This window comes from Cupriavidus pauculus (assembly GCF_008693385.1).
Classification (GTDB): Bacteria; Pseudomonadota; Gammaproteobacteria; order Burkholderiales; family Burkholderiaceae; genus Cupriavidus; species Cupriavidus pauculus_D.
On the sequence record NZ_CP044067.1, the window covers coordinates 2,522,052 to 2,542,308 of the forward strand.

General features: G+C 67.3%; 18 protein-coding genes. 8 read left to right on the top strand and 10 right to left on the bottom strand.

Translation table 11 applies throughout. From position 1 onward, the window contains the following. Positions 1-3 precede the first annotated feature (3 nt). Together FOB72_RS29520 and alaC are read left to right on the top strand one after the other, a co-directional pair. Positions 4-393 carry a hypothetical protein gene (locus tag FOB72_RS29520; RefSeq protein WP_150376782.1) on the top strand — a complete coding sequence of 130 codons (390 nt, stop codon included), beginning with the start codon at positions 4-6 and terminating at the stop codon, positions 391-393. A gap of 133 nt (positions 394-526) precedes the next feature. Further along, a complete protein-coding gene (gene alaC, locus FOB72_RS29525; RefSeq protein WP_150376783.1) occupies positions 527-1,747 on the top strand; it encodes an alanine transaminase in 1,221 nt (406 codons plus the stop codon). A gap of 47 nt (positions 1,748-1,794) precedes the next feature. Here alaC and FOB72_RS29530 read toward each other — a convergent pair whose 3' ends face one another. The 4 genes from FOB72_RS29530 to FOB72_RS29545 form a co-directional block, all read right to left on the bottom strand. Beyond that, positions 1,795-3,162: a collagen-like triple helix repeat-containing protein gene (locus FOB72_RS29530; RefSeq protein WP_150377563.1), complete on the bottom strand. Its 1,368-nt coding sequence runs from the start codon at positions 3,160-3,162 to the stop codon at positions 1,795-1,797. A gap of 301 nt (positions 3,163-3,463) precedes the next feature. Further along, on the bottom strand, positions 3,464-4,660 hold the full coding sequence (locus FOB72_RS29535) for a GGDEF domain-containing protein (RefSeq protein WP_150376784.1): 1,197 nt from the start codon (positions 4,658-4,660) through the stop codon (positions 3,464-3,466). A gap of 96 nt (positions 4,661-4,756) precedes the next feature. Beyond that, complete coding sequence (locus FOB72_RS29540; protein ID WP_150376785.1) at positions 4,757-5,731, bottom strand: Bug family tripartite tricarboxylate transporter substrate binding protein; 975 nt, start codon at positions 5,729-5,731, stop codon at positions 4,757-4,759. A 104-nt stretch (positions 5,732-5,835) separates the two neighbouring features. Further along, a complete protein-coding gene (locus FOB72_RS29545; RefSeq protein ID WP_150376786.1) occupies positions 5,836-6,747 on the bottom strand; it encodes a LysR family transcriptional regulator in 912 nt (303 codons plus the stop codon). Positions 6,748-6,908: 161 nt separating this feature from the next. On the opposite strand from FOB72_RS29545, the gene FOB72_RS29550 reads away from it, so the two are divergent. Beyond that, positions 6,909-8,264: an MmgE/PrpD family protein gene (locus FOB72_RS29550; protein WP_150376787.1), complete on the top strand. Its 1,356-nt coding sequence runs from the start codon at positions 6,909-6,911 to the stop codon at positions 8,262-8,264. 38 nt (positions 8,265-8,302) lie between these two features. After that, entirely contained in the window at positions 8,303-10,432 is a 2,130-nt protein-coding gene (locus FOB72_RS29555) for an acetate--CoA ligase family protein (protein WP_150376788.1), read from the top strand. On the opposite strand, the gene FOB72_RS29560 is transcribed toward FOB72_RS29555, so the two are convergent. The 5 genes from FOB72_RS29560 to FOB72_RS29580 all read right to left on the bottom strand — a co-directional run bounded on the left by FOB72_RS29560 (position 10,433) and on the right by FOB72_RS29580 (position 15,854). Beyond that, the gene (locus FOB72_RS29560) at positions 10,433-11,590 is read right to left on the bottom strand and encodes a RidA family protein (protein WP_150376789.1); all 1,158 of its coding nucleotides are present in this window, start codon (positions 11,588-11,590) and stop codon (positions 10,433-10,435) included. Between the two features lie 18 nt (positions 11,591-11,608). Next, the gene (locus tag FOB72_RS29565) at positions 11,609-12,577 is read right to left on the bottom strand and encodes a PDR/VanB family oxidoreductase (protein ID WP_150376790.1); all 969 of its coding nucleotides are present in this window, start codon (positions 12,575-12,577) and stop codon (positions 11,609-11,611) included. A gap of 13 nt (positions 12,578-12,590) precedes the next feature. After that, positions 12,591-13,616 carry an NAD(P)-dependent oxidoreductase gene (locus tag FOB72_RS29570; RefSeq protein WP_150376791.1) on the bottom strand — a complete coding sequence of 342 codons (1,026 nt, stop codon included), beginning with the start codon at positions 13,614-13,616 and terminating at the stop codon, positions 12,591-12,593. A 17-nt stretch (positions 13,617-13,633) separates the two neighbouring features. Beyond that, positions 13,634-14,803 (bottom strand): aromatic ring-hydroxylating oxygenase subunit alpha, encoded by a 1,170-nt coding sequence (locus FOB72_RS29575; RefSeq protein WP_150376792.1) that lies wholly within the window; start codon positions 14,801-14,803, stop codon positions 13,634-13,636. Positions 14,804-14,885: 82 nt separating this feature from the next. Continuing rightward, on the bottom strand, positions 14,886-15,854 hold the full coding sequence (locus tag FOB72_RS29580) for a Bug family tripartite tricarboxylate transporter substrate binding protein (protein ID WP_150376793.1): 969 nt from the start codon (positions 15,852-15,854) through the stop codon (positions 14,886-14,888). Positions 15,855-16,040: 186 nt separating this feature from the next. On the opposite strand from FOB72_RS29580, the gene FOB72_RS29585 reads away from it, so the two are divergent. Next, on the top strand, positions 16,041-16,733 hold the full coding sequence (locus FOB72_RS29585; protein ID WP_191002309.1) for a GntR family transcriptional regulator: 693 nt from the start codon (positions 16,041-16,043) through the stop codon (positions 16,731-16,733). Between the two features lie 24 nt (positions 16,734-16,757). Here the strand turns inward: FOB72_RS29585 and FOB72_RS29590 are convergent, their stop codons facing one another. Further along, entirely contained in the window at positions 16,758-17,660 is a 903-nt protein-coding gene (locus tag FOB72_RS29590) for a LysR family transcriptional regulator (protein ID WP_150376795.1), read from the bottom strand. Between the two features lie 175 nt (positions 17,661-17,835). On the opposite strand from FOB72_RS29590, the gene FOB72_RS29595 reads away from it, so the two are divergent. Genes FOB72_RS29595 through FOB72_RS29605 form a run of 3 tightly spaced genes read left to right on the top strand, consistent with a single transcriptional unit; the run spans position 17,836 to position 20,247 of the window. Continuing rightward, positions 17,836-18,789, top strand: coding sequence for a Bug family tripartite tricarboxylate transporter substrate binding protein (locus tag FOB72_RS29595; RefSeq protein WP_150377565.1), 954 nt, complete (start codon positions 17,836-17,838; stop codon positions 18,787-18,789). A 19-nt stretch (positions 18,790-18,808) separates the two neighbouring features. Beyond that, a complete protein-coding gene (locus FOB72_RS29600; protein ID WP_150376796.1) occupies positions 18,809-19,537 on the top strand; it encodes a PIG-L deacetylase family protein in 729 nt (242 codons plus the stop codon). Next, a complete protein-coding gene (locus tag FOB72_RS29605; protein WP_150376797.1) occupies positions 19,534-20,247 on the top strand; it encodes a 4-carboxy-4-hydroxy-2-oxoadipate aldolase/oxaloacetate decarboxylase in 714 nt (237 codons plus the stop codon). The genes FOB72_RS29600 and FOB72_RS29605 overlap by 4 nt, the downstream gene beginning before the upstream one ends. The last annotated feature ends 10 nt before the right edge of the window (positions 20,248-20,257 follow it).

The window sequence follows — 20,257 nt, forward strand, 5'->3', positions numbered from 1 at the left end:
GCCATGTCGCTGCCTCGCGCCCGCCTGTCTGCCGTCGTCATCGCCCTCGGTTTGCCATTGGCCGCCTGCGCGCCGGACTCGGTCCGCAACTTCGAGGCCAAAGGGTTCAACCAGTACGTGGACCGTATCCAGAACACCTGTGCCGACGCCACGCTCGGCACGCATCCTGTCGGCGAGTGGCTGCGCACGGGCAGCGACGAGAGCGATAGCGAGTACGTCTACTGGCTCGACCAGACGTCGCGGCTGTACTACCAGCGCATCAGCGTGCCCGAGTATCGCGCATCGATCGCGGGCGCGATGGGCGGCGACCAGGTCAATGCCGATGCGCTCAACTGCATCGTGCGGCTGCTGCCGCCCGATCGTCCGTATCGTCCCTCGGGCGTGTCGTGGTGAGATCGCGATAAAAGTGTGAAAGAGGGAGTTGTGCAAACGCGCGCCGCTGCGTAATATCGGTTCCCGGTGGTCGAGACAACAGCCACCGACGTCGCTCGGACGGTTCCGGGCGCTTACGTAAAAGGACTCCTCCATGGCCGCCGATTCTTCCGGCAAGCGCCGCTTTGCGCGCATCGATCGTCTCCCCCCGTACGTCTTCAATATCACCGCCGAGCTCAAGATGGCCGCCCGCCGCCGTGGCGAGGACATCATCGACATGAGCATGGGCAACCCCGATGGCGCGACACCGCCGCATATCGTGGCGAAGCTCGTCGACGCGGCCCAGCGGCCGGACACGCATGGCTACTCGGCATCGAAGGGCATTCCGCGGCTGCGCCGCGCGATCTCGCACTGGTATCGCGACCGGTATGGCGTGGATATCGATCCCGATACCGAGGCCATCGCCACAATTGGCTCGAAGGAAGGGCTTGCGCATCTGATGCTCGCCACGCTCGATCGCGGCGATACGGTGCTGGTGCCGGACCCGAGCTATCCGATCCATATCTACGGCGCGGTCATCGCGGGCGCGGATATTCGCTCGGTGCCGATGACGGCGGACATCGATTTCTTTGCCGAACTCGAGCGCGCGATTCGCGGCAGCTATCCGAAGCCGAAGATGATCGTGCTGGGTTTTCCGTCGAACCCGACCGCGGCCTGCGTGGAGCTGGATTTCTTCGAGCGCGTGATCGCGCTGGCGCGCAAGCACGATATCTTCGTCGTGCACGACCTCGCGTATGCGGACATCGTGTTCGATGGATGGAAGGCGCCTTCGATCATGCAGGTGCCTGGGGCCAAGGACATTGCGGTGGAGTTCTTCACGCTGTCCAAGAGCTACAACATGGCGGGCTGGCGTATCGGCTTCATGGTCGGCAATCCGGATCTCGTGAACGCGCTGACGCGCATCAAGAGCTATCACGATTACGGCACGTTCACGCCATTGCAGGTGGCGGCGATCAGCGCGCTCGAGGGCGATCAGCAGTGCGTGAAGGAGATTGCCGCGCAGTACCAGTCGCGGCGCGATGTGCTGGCGCGCGGGTTGATCGAGGCGGGCTGGCCTGTGGAGATTCCCAAGGCGTCGATGTATATCTGGGCGCGGATTCCCGAGCCGTATCGCGCGCTCGGTTCGCTCGAGTTCGCCAAGCAGTTGCTGGCGAAGGCCAAGGTGTCGGTGTCGCCGGGGATTGGCTTTGGCGACTATGGCGACGAGCATGTGCGATTCGCGCTGATCGAGAACGAGTCGCGGATTCGTCAGGCGGTGCGGGGTATCAAGGCGATGTTTCGCGCGGATGGGTTGATCAAGCCGGTCGCGGCTTGACCGGTGCGATGCGCGCCCCTCTCCGGCGGGAGAGGGGCATTTTTCGCTTAACGCTGGCCGGTCAGGCTGCCGACGAGGTTGGTGACGGGGGCCAGCGGGTTCGTGCCGCCGGTGCCGCCGCCCACGCCGCCGGTTAGGCCGCCGACGAGATTCGTGACGGGTGCCAGCGGGTTCGTGCCGCCCGTGCCGCCACCCACGCCGCCCGTGAGGCCACCGACGAGATTCGTGACGGGTGCCAGCGGGTTCGTGCCGCCCGTGCCGCCGCCCACGCCGCCCGTGAGGCCACCGACGAGATTCGTGACCGGGGCCAGCGGGTTCGTGCCGCCGGTGCCGCCGCCCAGTCCGCCCGTCAGCCCGCCCGTGAGGCCGCTGACGAGGTTGGTGACGGGTGCCAGCGGGTTCGTGCCGCCCGTGCCGCCGCCCAGTCCGCCCGTCAGCCCGCCCGTGAGGCCGCTGACGAGGCTGGTGACCGGTGCCAGGGGGTTCGTGCCGCCGGTGCCGCCGCCTAGTCCACCCGTGAGGCCGCCCGTCAGGCCGCTGACGAGGTTGGTGATCGGGGCCAGCGGGTTCGTGCCCGGTGTCCCACCCGCGGGAATCAGCGCGCCGCCCAGCGCCGCCACCGCGGTGCCCGTCGTCTGCACGATGCCGCCGACCTCGCTCACCACCGGTGCCTGCGTCTGCTTGAGCGTGCCGCCCACATTGTTCACCGCGCCGCCCAGCGTTACGAGCAGGTTGTTCACGGTAGGCCCAAGACCCGTAGCGCCGCCGATGGTCTGCGTGGCGTTGCCGAGCGTGGCCGTCAGCGGCACGATGGCGCGGTTTGCCGTGGTCAATACCTGATTGACCGGATCGGCCGCGAGTTGCGGCGTGAGGTTGCCGACGAGGTCGCCGGTCTGGCTGACGACGGAGCCCACCGGCGCGGTCACCGCGGCGAGCGGTCCCGTGCCGAGACCGCTGACCGTGCTGCCGACACTGCTGACCGCGGTGCCGACCTCTTTCAGCACGGTGGGACCCGCGGCGCCTGTCGGACCCGTGGCACCCGTTTCCCCTTGCGGACCTTGCGGTCCTTGCGGACCGGTGGCGCCGTCGTTGCCGGCCGGGCCGGTGGGACCGGTCGCGCCGGTCTGGCCCTGCGGACCTTGCGGGCCCGTGGCACCCGTCGCGCCCGTGGGACCTGTCGCACCGGTAGCGCCCGTCGCCCCCGTCGCGCCGGTCGCACCCGTAGCACCTGTAGCACCTGTAGCACCTGTAGCACCGGCGGACCCCGTGGCGCCGGTCGCACCGGCCGAGCCCGTGGCGCCCGTCGCGCCGGTGGCACCCGTCGCCCCCGTCGCTCCCGTCGCGCCGGTCGGGCCCGCGATGCCTTCAGGCCCCATGGGGCCGGTATGGTGATGGGAGCAGCCGCCCATCAGCATCAGGCCCACCAATACCAGGCCGAGCAAGTAATTGTTGTTGCGCACGATGACCTCTCCTTTGTGATGTTCTGCGAGTGCAGCGACTCACCACCGCAACGGCCATGCCCAGTGCGCGCGCGGCCATGTCAGGGCATCCGCGACGTTGCCGGGTACCGCCACGGCATTGGGTTTGCGGGAAGGAGGGTGCGATTGAGACGTCCGTTCGAACGTGCGCGGGAGCACGCGGGGCCGTTACGGCATCGTTACCTCGTAACGTCGGCCGTAACGTTTGCCGTAACGCGAGATTAAAACTGACGGCGCATCAGACCGTGTTGGCGATGCGATCCGAGGCGGGCGCGGTCAAGCCGTCCACGAGTTCGCTCTGGCCGACCATACGATTGCGGCCCGTCAGCTTGGCGCGATAGAGCGCCGCATCGGCGCGCGCCGACAGTTGCGCGAGCGATTCGCCGGCGCGCCACGTCGCCACGCCGCCGCTGACCGTGTAGTGCACCGTGCCGAACAGCGTATCGACGGCATTGGCCGCCGCGCGCGCGCGAACCCGTTCCGCGACATGCCGCGCTTCGGCCTCGCCCGTCGCCGGCAGCAGGATCACAAACTCCTCGCCGCCCAGCCGCGCGAGCCGGTCGCTGGCGCGAATCTCCTCCCCAGCCACGCGCGCGAACTCGCGCAGCACCGCATCGCCCGCGGCGTGTCCCCACGTATCGTTGACGGACTTGAAGCGGTCGATATCGATGATCACGAGCGCGGGCGTGGGGCCGCCGCGCATGGCCCGCGCGAGTTCGCGCGCGGCTTCGTCCTCGTACGCCTTGCGCGAGGCCACGCCGGTCAGCGTATCGGTATTGGCGATGGCTTCCAGCCGCCGCACGAGGCTGTCGTGGATCATCAGCACCGCGCCCATCGTCAGCGCGGGCATCACCAGCGCGCCGAGCGTCAGGAACGCGACGTTGAGGCCCGGTGCCGTGATGCCGTCGCCGAGCATCGCCATCGCGGCCATGGCGCCGCGCGCGGCATGCGCCAGCGCGAAGCCGAGCGCGAACGTCGCGGTGGTCAGGAAATGGCTCGCGGTACGATTGCGCGGGCGGCGCGTGAGCAGCGTGATGCCGACGCCCGCGCAGAGCAGCGCATGGAAGGCGGAGACGAGCGCGACGCGGGCCGCGAAGTCATCGACGACATAACGCAGCGCGGCAATGCTCACCGCGACGCCGGCCGTGCCGGCGATCAGCATGCGCCATGGCGGCCGGCCGCCGCAGAACAGCACGGTGCCCGCGTAGAACATGCAGATGGCCCAGGCGAGCGCGGCATTGGCGACCACGACCGACAGCACGTCGGAAATATTGCCGCGTAGCGCGAACAGGACGAGCGCGACGGTGGCAACGAGGTTCGCATGGCACCACTCCTGCACGCCGGGCAGGCCGCAGCGGCGCAGCGACAAGACAATGGCCAGCATCATTGCGCTGAGCGCCGCGGTAATGACCAGCAGGGCGATCGGAGCCGACATCGGCGAGGCGTCCTCCATCAAAAGCTCAATGATACGCCTCGCAAAAGCAACGCCCCGCACGGGGCGGGGCGTCGTGGGCCAGGAGGGCGGGCAGGGTCAGTCGATGCGCGCGCCCGAACTCACCACCACCGGCTTCCAGCGCTTGTTCTCGCTGAGCACGAACTTGCCGAACGCCTCGGGCGAGAGCCGCATCGCATCGGCACCCTGCTGCGCGAGCTTGTTCTTGACCTCGGCCTTCCCGAGCGCGGTGACCACGGCGCCGTTGAGCTTGGCGAGCACGTCCTTGGGCACCCCCTTGGCCGCGAACAGGCCGAACCACGCGCCGGTTTCCACGCCGGAGACGCCAGCTTCGGCCATCGTCGGCACATCGGGCAGCGTGCCGGTGCGCTGCGGCGATGCCACCGCGAGCGCGCGCAGCGTGCCGCTACGGATATGCGAGATCACGGACGGCAGCGTCGCGAACATGAACTGCACGCGGCCGGCCAGCAGATCGTTGAGCGCATCGGCGCCCTTGTAGGGCACGTGCGTGGTCTGCACGCCCGCGCGCTCGTTGAACAGCACGCCCGACAGATGCGCGGCGGTGCCGACGCCGGTGGAACTGAAGTTGGTCGAGTTCGGATGCGCCTTCGCGTAGGCGATGAGGTCCTTCACCGATTTCACCGGCAGCGTGGGCGGTACCACGAGCACGTTGGGCACGTCGGCCATCGGGGCCACCGGCGTGAGTTCGGTCAGCGGGTTGACCTTGAGCTTGCTGTAGAGCGACGGGTTGATCGCGATGGGGCCCACCGACGTGGCCAGCAGCGTGTAGCCGTCGGGCTCGGTGCGGCTCACGATCTCGGTGCCGATATTGCCGCCCGCGCCGGGACGGTTCTCCACCACCACGGACTGGCCCAGCGTCTGCGACATCTCGGCGGCGACTTCGCGCGCGAGGATGTCGGTGGTGCCTCCGGCCGTGAATGCCACGACCATGCGGATGGGTTTGGTGGGGAAATTCGTCGTCTGGGCCGACGCGGTCGCTGCGGCGCAGCAAAGCAGCATGCCGGCCGCGATGGGCCGGAAGATCTGAAGCATGAGTCGTCTCCGATGTTCGTAGTGTTCTACCGACCATCTTAGGGAAACGCGCCCGCTCAGCTATGAAAAAAGAGAAACGCTGCGTTCATGCCTCGCTGCCACTTCTAGCGCGGCCGCTTGAAGTGCTGCTCCATCGTCGCGCAGCGCGCGAGGTACTCGAGCAATTGCGCCGTGGCGGCCGGCAGGCTGTCGCGATCGCGCACGCACACGTGGAATTCGCGCACGGCCCATTCGTCGTTGAGCGTCAGCAGCGACAGGCCCATCATCGACAGGTAGTTCTTGGCAATGCCTTCTGGCACCACCGCGATACCGAGCCCTTCGCGCACCATGCGGCAACGCGCCTCGAAGTTCGAGACCTGCGTCTTGATCGTGAGCGGACGCGAGATCGTGCCCGACACCAGCGTCAGGAACGCATCGAACGTATGGCGCGGGAAATAGCCCAGGAAGTCGTAGTCGAGCGCTTCCTCGAGCCGTAGCGATCCCTTGGCCTCGAGCGGATGGCCGCGCGGCACGACGAGCCCGACGCGATCCTTTCGGTACGGCAGCGAGAACACCCCCGGGCTCGGGCTTCGCGCGTGATAGATGCCGATATCGGCGTCGCCATTGGACACCATGCGCGGGATATCGAAGCTGAACGCCTCCATCAGGTCGATGCGCGCTTCGGGGACCTGCTTGAGAAAGCCGCTGATATCGGTGGGCAGGAACTGCAGCACCGTCGAGCGATTCGAGGCCAGGCGGATCTTCGCGGTGCCGTCGGTGGAGAACGTGGCGAGCGCGTCCTGCGCCAGTTGCACGCTGCGCACGATGGCCTTGGCGCGCTGATACAGCATCGCGCCGGCTGGCGTCGGCTCCACGCCGCGACCGTGGCGGCGCAGCAGCGCGGTGCCCGCGCGGCGCTCCAGTTCGGCGATGCGCTTGCTGGCCGCGGAGGTTACGAGGTTCTCGCGTTCGGCCGCGCGCGACAGGCTTTTTTCCTCGACGGCGGCAATCAGGATGAGTAGCGACGGAATGTCCATGGGCGCAGTATGCACCGCACGGCGCGTCCTCTGGAATCCCCGCGATATTTCGGGAGGTTTCTCCAAAAGTCAAAGCTGGCCACGCCGGCGAGCCTACGATGATAACCATTCCAGACTGTCGACGGGCGCCAGAGACGCCCGCATTCCGAGGAGCACAACTCATGATCATCGAAGATTTCGCCGCCTATGTCGGGCGGGAAGCGTCGTCGCGCCTGCCGGACGCCGCACTGCACCATGCCCGCCGCGCCGTCATCGACTGGTTCGCCGCGCTGCTCGCCGGCGTCCAGATCGCGCCGGGCCAGCAACTGGTGGCCGCGCACCGCGAAGAGCTCGGCGTGGGCCGCTCGACCGTCATCGGCCATGGCACGCACGCGTTTCCCGCGCTGGCCGCATGGATCAACGGCAGCGCATCGCACGCGGCCGAGTTCGACGACATCTTCCGCGATGCCGTCTATCACCCCGGCTGCCCGACCATCGCGGCCGCGCTGGCGCTGGCCGAACAGGTCGATGCCACGGGCATCGATTTCCTGCGCGCGGTGATCGCCGGCTATGAAGTGTCCACACGCATCGGCGCGGCCATCCAGCCCGCGCACTATCGCTTCTTCCATACCACCGGCACGGTCGGCTGCTTCGGCGCCGCGGCCGCGGGCGCGCTGCTCGTCGCTCCGGGCAATGCGCGTGTGGCCGCCGATGCGATGGCCACGGCCGCGACGTTCGCCTCTGGCCTGCAACAGGCATTCCGCTCCGACGCGATGACCAAGGCGCTGCATGCGGGCCATGCCGCGCAGGTCGGCGTGCAGGCGGCGCAGGCCGCCGCGCACGGCGTCAACGGCGTGTACAACATTCTGGAAGGCGATGCCGGCTTCGGCGCGGCGCTGTGCGGCAAGCCGGACTGGAGCAACGTGACGCAGGGCCTCGGCACCGACTACAACGTCACGCGCATCACGCAGAAGAATCACGGCTGCTGCGGCCATACGTTCGCGGCGATCGATGCCGCCCAGCAACTCGTGCGCGATCACGCGCTCGACCCGGCGCGCATCGCGGCCGTCCGCGTGGCGACGTACCAGGTGGCGCTCGATGTGACCGGCAACTTCAATCCGACCACGGCATTCGAGGCGCGCTTCAGCCTGCCGTACGTCGTGTCGCACGGCATTCTGCGCGGCGCGGTGCGGCTCGACGCGTTCCTGCCCGAACGCATGGCCGATGCGCAGATTCGCCAGTTGATGACCAAGGTGTCGCTGACCGCCGATCCGGAACTGACCGCGGCGTTTCCGCGCCAGCGTGCCGCGCGCGTGGAGATCGAAATGGCCAATGGCGCGCGCCATACCTACTTCGCGCCGTATCGCAAGGGCGACCCCGAGTCGCCGCTCGACGACGCGACACTGGCCGACAAGTTCATGGAGCTCGCCGCGCCGGTACTCGGCGCTGGCCCGGCCGCGCGGCTGCTCGACACGCTGTGGCAACTCGACGAGCGGCCCGTGCGCGCGCTTGGCCTCTCCCGGCTCAAGGCCGGCTGATCTTCGCCCACGCGATTCCGCTTACGACCGATTTTCTCATGACCTCGACTTCCCGACCCGCCGGCGCCGCGCTGGCCAAGGCCCTTTTTACGCCGCAGCGTGTCGCGCTGGTGGGCGCTTCCGCCGACGAAAGCAAGAACACCGCCCGCCCGATGCGCTTCATGCGCAAGCACGGCTATCGCGGCACGATCTATCCCATCAATGCCGGCCGCGCGGAGGTCATGGGCCTGCAAGCCTACCCGCGCGTCGCCGATCTGCCGGCCACCATCGACCACGCGTTCGTGATGGTGCCGGGCCGGCAGGTGCCAGAAGTGCTCGAACAATGCGCGGCACAGGGCGCGCGCGTGGTGACGGTGTTCTCCGACGGTTTTGCCGAACTCGGCGGCGACGGCGTGGCCGCGCAGGAAGCGCTGGCGGCGCGGGCGCGCGAGCTGGGCGTGCGGCTGCTGGGGCCGAACAGCATCGGCGTGGTGGATGTGCACAGCGGCGCGATTCTCTCCGTCAACGCCGTGCTGGAGATGGATGAACTGCGCGCTGGCGGTATCAGCGTGGTATCGCAGAGCGGCTCGATGCTCGGCGCGCTGCTGTCGCGCGGGGCCGCGCGCGGACTCGGCTTTGCCAAGCTCGTATCGGTCGGCAACGAATGCGATATCGGCGTGGGCGAGCTCGTGGATATGCTCGTCGATGACGACGCCACCGAGGTCATCCTGCTGTTCCTCGAAACCATTCGCGACGCCGCGGTGCTCGGTCCCGCGCTGCGCCGCGCACGGGCTGCCGGCAAGCCCGTGCTGGCCTACAAGCTCGGCCGTTCCGCGCAGGGCGAGGCGCTCGCGCAATCGCATACCGGTGCGCTCGCGGGCAACGATGCCGCCGTCGACGCGTTCCTGCGCAAGCACGGCGCCATGCGCGTGGAGTTTCTCGAAGCGCTGTTCGAACTCGCGCCGCTCGCACGCCGTTATGCGAAGACGGTGCCCGTGCTCGATCGCCATCCGCGCATCGCGGTCGTGACGACGACGGGTGGTGGGGCCGCCACGGTAGTCGATCGGCTCGGGCTGGCCGATGTGGAGGCCGTGGCGCCGCCCGATGCCTTTGTCGCGCATATGGCCGCGCGAGGCGTGAAGATTCGCCAGACCCCGATCATCGATCTCACGCTGGCCGCGACGAGCGCGCAATACCAGGACCTCGTCGAGCAGATGCTCGAGAGCGACTGGTGCGATGCGGTGCTGTGCGTGGCGGGTTCGTCCGCGCAATTCCACCCGCAGCTGGCCGTGCGACCGATCGTCGAGGCTTCGGCGGTGTCCGCGCGCACGGGCAAGCCGCTGCTGGCGTTCCTCGCGCCGGAGGCGACCCAGTCGCTCGACCTGCTTCAGCAGGCAGGCGTGCCGGCGTTCCGCACGCCGGAGAGTTGCGCCGACGCGCTGGCCTGCCTGTTCCGCGCCGCGAAGTCCCGCGACGACGCCATCGCGGAACCGGCACCGATCACATGGCCGGCGGGGCTGCCCACGCAGGGCGACCTGTCCGAGTTCGAAGCCGCGAAGGTGTTTGCGGCGGCGGGCGTGCCCATCGCACCGATGGCGCTCGTCACCGATGCATCGCTGGCCCATGCGGTGCCGTATCCGGTGGTGGCCAAGATCTGTTCGCGCGATATCCTGCACAAGACCGAAGTCGGCGGCGTGAAGGTGGGGGTGCGCGACAACGCGGAACTCGCGAGCGCCGCCGACCAGCTGTACGCGAACGTACGCGGGGCGGCACCGGACGCGCGGATCGACGGCATTCTCGTGCAGCGCATGGAAAGCCGGTTGCTGGAACTGATGCTCGGCTATCGCAACGATCCGCTCGTCGGCCCGATCGTGATGCTGAGCGCCGGCGGCGTGACGGCCGAACTCCACCGCGACGTGAGCCTGCGTCCCGCGCCGGTCTCGCTGGCCGAGGCCAGCGAGATGATCGGCGAGGTCCGCTCGACACAGCTGATTCGCGGTTTCCGCGGCCTGCCGCGCGGCGACGTGGATGCGCTGGCGAAGACCATCGTCGCGTTCTCGAACCTCTGCGCCGTGACGGACGTGAAGATCGAGGACGCCGAGGTCAACCCGCTGTTCGTGCGGGCTGACGGGGTGGTCGGCGTCGATTGCGTAGTGCGATTAGGCGTGGGGCGATCAGGCGTGGTGTGATCAGGCCGAGGCGTCCTGCCCGAGGATAGCCAGCCCGTCGATCTGCACGCGCTGGCCCGGGGTGAGGAAGCCCGCCACCTGCACGATGCTGACCACGGTGCGGCCCGGCACCAGAAACCGGTGCAGCACCTCGGTCGCCGTCTGGGCCGACTCGCCCGGGCAGAGGAATACGTTGAGCTTGACGATGTCCGCCATCGCGGCGCCGCCCGCTTGCGCGACTGTCGCCACGCGGGTCAGCGCGCCTTCGAGTTGCGCCGCCAGTCCGTCGGCCTCGGGTGCCGCCTGCGCGGCAATGTGGAGCGCGTTGCCGGCGCGCCAGCCCGGCGAGAACGGCGTTGCGCCCGTCTCGCCCGCGATGCTCACCGGCTCGCCGGCCTCGGTGGACGCGACGGCATCGATCTCGAGCAGCAGGCCTTCGTAAAGCAGGTCCACGCCGATCACGGTGATGGCCGGCTTCGGTCCCGCGAACCGGCGCGCCGCTTCGGCAACGATCGATTCGCCGAGCCGTTGCGATGCATGTAGCGACGCGTCGCCGTCATGCCGGTACGCGATCTTCAGCGAGCAGACCTTGTCCCAGTCCGTCCGCGCGTCGCGCAGCACGTGTTCGATGTACTCGAGCGTGTTGCGCGTCTGGGCCTCGACATCGCCCGCCGCGATGGTCCGCCCCTGCCGGTCCGCGGAAATCTGGCCGCCCACATACACGGTCGTACCGACGCGCCAGCCTTGCGAGAACGGCGTGGGGATGCTCCAGTCCCACGCGTGCGCGGGCATGATGCGCTGCTTGTCCTGGCCGAGTTCGGCGATGCCATCCACCGCGATCAGTGCCCGGTCCGGCCCGACGCCCTGCGTGCGCAACGCCGTGGCGGCCGGTCCCGGATCGGCCAGATGCAGGAGGCGTACCGCGGTCATGCGTTCCCAGTACGCCGTGACGTCGGTGCCATCGCCGTCGAACAGGTAGTACGTATGCAGCTTGGTGAGGTCGGCCATCGCGCCGCCGGCTTCTTCCAGTCGCGCGACCAGGCTGCGAAACACCTGGTCGGTCTGGTCCGCGATGTCCACTGGATGCGCGGAGGCGAGCGGAAGCTGCAGGCCGACGTAGACGGTCTGGCCGACGCGCCGCAGCGGGGGAATGTGTGGATTCGACGTGGGCATGTCCATGTTCTTCTCCTGATTCGTTCAAAGATCGAGCACGACTCGCGTGTGGGGCCGCCCGCGCGATACGCAGGGCATCATGCAGCGGTTGGCGCCGCGCTCCGCCGCGCCGAGCAGCAGATCACGATGGTCGATGTCGCCCGACAGCACGCGCACCTCGCAGGTCCCGCATACCCCCTCGCGGCAACTGCTGGGAAGATCGACGCCGTTGGCATGCAGGACATCCAGCGCGGTCTCGGTCGCGGGCACGGCCAGCACCTTGCCGGACGACGCGAGTTTGAGTTCGAAGGGCTCGTTCGGCGCCGCGTCGTCCCGGTCGGCCGCAAACCATTCGAAATGCACGCGCGATGTCGCCGTGTCCGGCGTTGCCGCCTGCACCGCGCGCATCAGGCCTGCGGGTCCGCAGCAATACAGATGGACATTCGAGGGCGACGCCGCGACGAGGCCGACGATGTCCCGCACGGGAAGGATCGGCGCCTCGCTGAAGTAGGTCGTGACGCGGTCGGGATACCGCGCGCTCAGCCGCGTGTGAAACGCCGCATGCTCGGCCGATCTCGCGCAGTAGTGCAATTCCCACGACTGGCCGGCGCGGTCCAGCGTCGCGATCATCGCCACGAACGGCGTAATGCCGATACCCCCGGCAATCAGCACCGTGTGCGCCGCGCTTGCGACCAGCGGGAAGTGGTTGCGTGGCGGCGAGATGCCGAGCGGACTGCCGACCTCCATGCCGTCATGGAGGCTCGCGGAACCACCGCGGCCGCCGCGTTCGTGCTTGACCGCGATGCTGTAGTGATCGGCATCGTCGATCGGCCCGCAGAGCGAGTACTGCCGCACGAGGCCGGCGGGCGTATGCACGTCGATATGCGCGCCCGCGGAGAAGGCCGGCAGCGGCCGGCCATCCACGGCGCGCAGGTCGAACTGCACGATGTCGGTGGCGACCTCGCGCATCGCCGCGACTTTGACCAGGCGAAGCTCGTCGGTGGCCTGACTCATGATGACGCCTCCTTCAGTAGCTGCGCGCGAGGTCGACGAGGTTCGTCAGCGGCTCGCCGTGGAAATGGCGGCGGATATTGTTGAAGAAGATATCGAGCGTGTGCGGGATGTAATGCTCGATATCGTCCGACAGCACGTGGGGCGTGATGACGAGGTTGGGCGTCTCCCAGTAGGGCCAGTCGGCGGGCGGTGGCTCCGGGTAGGTCACGTCGATCATGGCACCGCCAAGCTTGCCCGTGCGCAGCGCGCTGTCCAGCGCCGCGGGGTCGATCAACCCGCCGCGGGACATATTGATGAGCCCGGCGCCGTCGCGCATACGCGCGATTTCCTCGGCACCGATCAGGAAGCGCGTCTCTTCCGTCAGCGCGGTGTTCAGCAGCACGAAGTCCGCCTGGGGCAACAGGTCGCGCAAGGCGCCGGGCAGATGCATGCTGTCCACGCTCTCGTGCGGGGCCCCGCTGCGGCGAATGCCCATCACGTGCATGCCGAACTGCTTGGCCAGCGTGGCGATGCCGCCGCCGATCGCACCGACGCCGACGATAAGCACCGTCTTGCCGTTCAGTGCCGACGTGAATTGCCGGTCCCATGCGTGCCGCCGGTGGTTCCACATCAGCGCGGGCATGCGCGCGTTGAGCATGAGCAGCGCCATCAGCCCCGATTGCGCGGCCTTGGGCAGATGGGCACCGCTGTTGGTCAGTACCTGCAGGCCGGATGGAACCCAGTCCAGCGGCAGCAGGTAATCGACGCCCGCGCCCAGCACCTGCAGCAGCTTGAGGCGCTTGCCGTCGTCGCGCAGCGTCTTGTGCGGGAAGCGGTAGGTGATCATCGCGTCCGCGGTTTCCATCGCATCGTGATAGATATCCTGATCGTGACCCCACGTCGTGCGGATGCGCGCGGCGACGTCGGGGTGCCGGCCAAGCGCGGCTTCGTACTGGTCCGTGTGCACCGTGAACACGGGCATCATCGCGCGCGAGTTCTCGATATGGATGTGGAGCGGATCCGCGCTGGAATAGTCGCGGCTTGCGGTCGTGGAGGGCATGGGGGCGTCTCGTTGTCTTAGGCGGCGTCGCGGAGTTCGCGCGACGATTCGGTGTCGGGGCCGATGACGCGGTCCAGCACGTGGTTCGCGATACGGTGCACGATGTACTCCTCGAGGGAGAGCCGGCCCGGAACATAGGCACCGGTGCGCATGGCCTTCTGCACGTTCGGATTGATGCCGAGGTCCTCGATGACGATCTTCGAATATTTCTCGTAGTACGCCGGACCGACGATCTCGCTGAAATCGTCGCGCGCCACGGTGCTGCGCGGGAACGTCCAGTTCTCGTAGATGCGCAGCTTCTCCGGACCCTCGGGCAGGTACTGGCGGAATTTCATGTACGACGACGTGACGATGATCTGGAGCGTCGGCTGGACCCAGATATGGAACAGGCAGTTCGCCTTCTCGGGGTCGATGCCGGGAATCTCGGGCAGGCCCGAGTACGCGACGATGCTGCGCTTGCTGTACATCGCCTCCCACGCACCATGGGTTTTCTCGAACTGCCAGTTCTGCGGGTTCTTCGGATCGACGTGGCTGCGATGGATCGTCGGCACGTGATAGTTCTCGAATGCGTTCTCGAGCCACACCTTCCAGTTGCAGTCGACGACGTATTCGTCGCGATGGGTCCACTGCATGTCCTCGAGCCGGTGGCTTGCCATATAGGCCGGCAGGTCGCCGAGGTAGTCGAGCAGCGGCGGCGCTTCCGCGTTGAACGTGATGAAGAGAAACCCGGCCCAGGTCTCGGAGCGGATGGACCGCAGGCCATGGTCGGCGGCCTTGAACCCGGCCACGCCGGCCATCGGCGGCGGCGTGCCGGGCGTGCCGATCAGCTTGCCGCTCGGGGCATAGGTCCAGCTGTGATACGGGCAGGTAAAGGCGCGGCACTTGCCCGCGCCCTCGGTGATGATCGCGCCGCGATGCCGGCACAGCGCGGAGTGCACGCGGACGTCGTTGTTCTCGTCGCGCACCACGATCAGCGGCTGGCCGAGCACCTCGATCGAGTAGTAGCTGCCCGGCTCGGCGACCTGTTCGACGCGGCCGACGCATAGCCAGTCCTTGCGGAACATGGTGTCGACTTCGCGCTGATACCACTCGGGGGACGTGTAGCACCAGCCCGGCAGCGGCGACCCCTCATGCAAAGGGCGGCGCTGCGCGACGTAGTGCGCGGGGGAAAACATGTTTTCGATCATCGTTGTCTCGGTTGTGACTACCTAGAAAACTAGTCAACTAGTTTAGAGGGCAGAGTACGCAATGGGCGGGCGATCGTCAAGGTCAGTTGTTCGAGATATCCGCGGCCGCCATGACCTTGCCCCACTTCTGGTTCTCGCGCTGCAGGAACGACTGGAACTGTTCCGGGCTGCCGCCGACCGGCTGGGCGCCCAGCGCCTTGAGCTTTTCGATGGCTTCCGGCGATTTCAGCCCCTCCGCGACCGCGGCCGACAGCTTCGCCGCCACGGCGGGCGGAATGCCGGCCGGCGCCACCACGCCATACCAGGACGTCACCTCGAAACCCTTGAGGCCCGCTTCGCTCACGGTCGGCACGTTGGGCAGCAGCGGGCTGCGCTGGTCGGCGGCGATACCGAGCGCGCGGACCTTCCCGGTCTGGACCTGCGGCGCCGCGGCGAGGATTTCCACGGACATCATCGATACCTGTCCGCCCATGACATCGGTCAGCGCGGGCCCGGTGCCCTTGTACGGGATATGAACGAGGTCGACGCCCGCCATCTGGTTGAACATCGCGCCCGCCACGTGGTGCGGCGTGCCCGGTCCGGACGATGCGAAATTCAGCTTCTTCGGGTTGGCTTTTGCGTAGGCGATGAATTCCGCGAGCGTTTTCGGGGGCAGGGCGGGGTCCACGACCAGCACGTGCGGCACGGAGGCGACGAGGGTAATGGGCGTGAAATCCTTGATCGGGTCATAACCGACCTTCTGGTAAATCGGATTGATCGACAGCGAGCTGGTGGATCCCATCAGCAGCGTATAGCCGTCGTTGGGCGACTGGGCGGCCATCTTGGTCCCGATGGCACCGCCGGCGCCCGCGATATTCTCGACCACCACCGATTGGCGCGTGGCGTCGCCGACGATCTTGGCGGTCAGGCGGCCGAGGACATCGACCGCGCCGCCCGGCGGAAAGGGCACGATGAACCGGATGGGCTTGTCCGGATATTGGGCGTGCGCCAGAGGAGAAAGCAGCGCGGCAGCTGCAACGGCCAGACCTAGCAACGTACGACGGGATGACATGAGGTTTCTCCTCGGTGTGGGGGCGAATCGTCATCCTAGATCAATCGTTAAACTAGTCAACTAGAATGTTTGTTGGCACAAAAAGGGGGCAAAAGGCACATGAATCTCGCATGCATGAGAGGCATGCGCTAAACTGGGTAACTACTTTATTAGAGGTCTGGCGCTATCGATGCGGCAGAGATGCAGGTGACGACTGGCAGTGAATTGAAGATTCCAGAGAGTTCCGCGGTGGCGACGCTCGTGTACAACGAGATCAAGCAACGCATTATCAGCCTGCGTTATGCGCCCGGCGAAAAGCTTTCGGAAGCAAGACTCGCCGACGAACTCGGTTGCGGCCGCTCTCCGATCCGGACGGCATTCGCGCAGCTCAGGAACGACGACTGGATCGCGGTCAGTCCGCAGAGCGGGACCTATGTCCGGTCGCTGACCGAAGAGGAGATCCACGAGATCTTCGAATACCGTTTTCTGCTGGAGTCCTACGTCACGCGCCAGGCCGCCACGCGCATGTCCGACGACACCATCCGGCGACTGCGCGCGGCGTTCCGCCGGTTCGCGTCGGACGACGCCAGCTTCGAGAGCCAGTCGTTCGATGAATTCAACGAACTGGACGCGACGTTCCACTCGACGATCTACCGCACGGCCGGTAACGGCCTGATGACGGACAGCCTGCTGAACCTGCTGGACAAGCTGCGGTGGCTGAAGAAGATGACGCCGTCGCCGCCGTTGCGCATGAAGGATGCGGTGGCCGAACTGGAGAGCATCCTCGATGCGATCGAGGCGCGCGATGCGGATCTGGCCGAGGCCCGGATGCGTGAGCACATCGGTAACGCGGCGGACTTTGCCGAGGCTTATCGCACGCGCATGGCCAATGTCGCGTGAGCGGCTGCGGCTGCACGGTGCGCTTCAGAAGAACCCGACAAACCGCTCCATGATCGGCGACAGCATGCCCGCGCGGTGCGCCATCAGCACGCGGCTGTCCGCGTCCGGGCCGATCAGCGGCAGATAGGCCACGCCCGGAATGCCCGTGCGCGCATAGATCTCGGGCAGCACGGCGACGCCCGCGCCGCTGGCGACGAGGCCGATGATCGTCGTGGCCTCGCGCGCTTCCTGCACGGTGCGCGGCGCAAAGCCCGCGCGGTTGCAGAGCGTGGTCACGTGGTCGAACAGGCCGCAGCCGAGGCCGCGCGGAAACAGCAGGAACGCCTCGTTCGACAACTCCGCGATGTCCAGCGCATGATCCGCCTCGCCCGCATGGCGCCTATCGCGTGCGAGCGGGTGCCAGAGCGGTACCACCACGACGAGCCGGTCGCTCAGCACTTCCCTCACGGCGATGGACGTGGGCGGACGGAATTGGGGCGAAGGCCGCAGAAAGCCGATGTCGATCTCGCCCTCTTCGATCTGCTGCAGCTGCTGGCCCGTGGACATATGCACGAGCTCGAGCATCGCATTGCGGTGGGCTTCGCGAAAGCGCTGGAACGCGCGGGGAAACGTGTCGTGCATCGGCACGGACGCGGTAAAGGCGACGCGGATCTCGCCCGCTTCTCCACTGGCCACCTGCTTCACGACATCGCGAGCCTGATCGAGGTTGGCCAGCGCCGCGCGCGCCTTTTCCAGGAACAGGCTGCCGGCCGGCGTCAGCGCGACCTTGTGCCGCGTGCGTTCGAGCAGCGGACTGCCGAGCTCCTCTTCGAGGGCCTTGATCTGGATGGAGAGCGGCGGCTGGCTGATATGCAGCTTGCGGGCGGCTTCACTGAAACTGAGGGCCTCGGCGACCGCAACGAAGTAGCGCAGTTGGCGGAAATCCATGATGGGGGCGGTTTTCCGGCTTCGTGATAGCGAATTGAAATAACCGGCAGGTTGAAAACATATTAGACACTATCACGATCGGTGCCGAGAATGCGTGCACAAGCACAACAACGGGGCACAGATCATGAATTCCAAGCACACCTCGCGCGGCCGCCGGACCGTCGTGGCCGGCCTGATGGGTGGCGTCATCGCAGCGCTGGCTTTCACCGGCATGGCCGCTCATGCGCAGGATGCCTATCCCAACCATCCGATTCGCCTGATCGTGCCCTACGCGGCCGGTGGCGCCGTCGATATCGTGGCCCGCGCCGTGGGCCACAAGATGAGCGAGTCGCTCAAGCAGCCGATCATCGTGGACAACCGTCCGGGCGCGAGTACCAATATCGGGCTCGACATGGCCGCGAAGGCGCCGGCCGACGGGTACACGATCCTGATGGCCTCCAACAGCCTGGCCACCAATGCCGCGCTGTTCAGCAAGCTGTCGTTCAATCCCGCGACGGACTTCGCACCGGTGGCGCGTATCGGCGAGGCATCGCTCGTGATCGTGGTGCCGGCGAAGTCGAAGATCCAGTCGCTGAAGGATCTGATCGCGCAGGCCAAGGCGCAGCCGGGCAAGCTTGCCTACGCATCGGCCGGTAATGGCAGCTCGGGCCATCTCGCGGGCGAGCAGTTCAAGGAAGTGGCCGGCATCGACGTGCTGCACGTACCGTACAAGGGCGGTTCGCCCGCGATCACCGACCTGCTCGGCGAGCGCATCAACTTCATGCCGATCAACCCGCTCGAAGTCATCACGCATATCAAGGCCGGCACGCTGCGGCCGCTGGCCGTGGCGAGCGCCAGGCGTTCCGCGCAACTGCCCAACGTGCCGACGTCGCGCGAGGAAGGGCTGCCGAACTTCAATGCGTCCGTGTGGTGGGGCCTGATCGCCCCGGCCAGGACGCCCGCGCCGATCGTGAAGCAGCTGAACGCCGCGGCCAATGCGGCGCTGGCCGATGCCGAGGTGCGCAAGCAGCTCGAGCAACTGGGGGTGACGATCGTGTCCGGTACGCCCGAAGCGTTCGGCCAGTTCATCCGCAGCGAGACCACGACGTGGGCCGGCGTGATCCACAAGGCCAACATCACGGCCGATTGATTCTTTACCGATCTCAAGCATGACCGACACTCAAGCCAAGCCTTCCATCCTCGTTGTGAGCGCGCACGCCGCGGACTTTGTCTGGCGCGCGGGCGGCGCCGTGGCGCTTTATGCGGAACGCGGTTATCACGTGCGCATCGTCTGCCTGTCGTTCGGCGAGCGCGGCGAATCCGCCAAGATGTGGCGCCAGCCCGGTATGACGATGGACCGCGTCAAGGCGGCGCGCCGCGAGGAAGCCGAGCGCGCGGCCGAGATCCTCGGCGGCACGCTCGAATGCTTCGACCTCGGCGACTATCCGATGCGCGTGCCCGACGAAGCGCTGCTGCGGCTGGCCGATATCTATCGCGAGATCCGCCCCGAGTTCGTGCTGAGCCATTCGCGCGAGGACATCTACAACTTCGACCATCCGCTGGCGACGCACGTCGCGCAGGAAGCGCGCGTCATCGCGCAGGCGCACGGCTACAAGCCCGACGTGCCCGTGATCGGCGCGCCGCCGGTGTTCCTGTTCGAGCCGCATCAGCCCGAGCAGTGCAACTGGAAGCCCGATCTGCTGCTCGATATCTCCCCGGTCTGGGAGAAGAAGCAGCGCGCGTTCACGACGATGGCCGCGCAGGAACACCTGTGGGAGTACTACACGCGTGTCGCGCTGCAGCGCGGCGCGCAGGCGACGCGCAATTCCGATCTCAAGATCCAGTATGGCGAAGGCTATGCGCGCGTGTTTCCGATGGTGAGCGAGGTGCTGGCATGAGGACGATTGCCTACCGCAACATCCTGCGCGCCGAGGCGCGCCATATCGATACGCTGGGCAAGCTGGGCGTGGCGACCGTGCACGAGGCGCAGCGGCGCACGGGGCTGATGAAGCCCTATATGCGGCCGATTCAGTCCGGCGTGGCGATTGCCGGCAGCGCCGTCACCGCGCTCATGCATCCGGGCGACAACTGGATGATTCACGTGGCCGTGGAGATGATCCAGCCCGGAGACGTGCTCGTGGTCGCGCTGACCAGCGATTGCACGGATGGGCTGTTCGGCGATCTGCTGGCCACGTCGCTGAAGGCGCGCGGTGCGCGCGGGCTGATCATCGAGGGTGGGGTGCGCGATGTCTCCGTGCTGAACCAGATGGGCTTTCCGGTGTGGTCGCGGGCGATTTCGGCCCAGGGCGCGGTCAAGGAAACCGTGGGCGCGGTGAATGTGCCCGTGGTGTGCGCGGGCGCGCAGGTGCGTCCGGGCGATGTGATCGTGGCGGACGACGATGGCGTGGTCGTGGTCGCCCGGCCGGCGGCCGAGGCGATTGCGAGGAAGGCCGCCGACCGGGAGGCGCTGGAGGCCGGCAAGCGGGAGAAGCTGGCTTCGGGCGTGCTGGGCGTGGATATGTACGATATGCGGCCGGGGCTGGCGGCCAAGGGGCTCGTGTATTCGGACCGGACCGTGGACTGGTATAGCGGGGCCGACGAGGCCTGAGTTCCCCCCC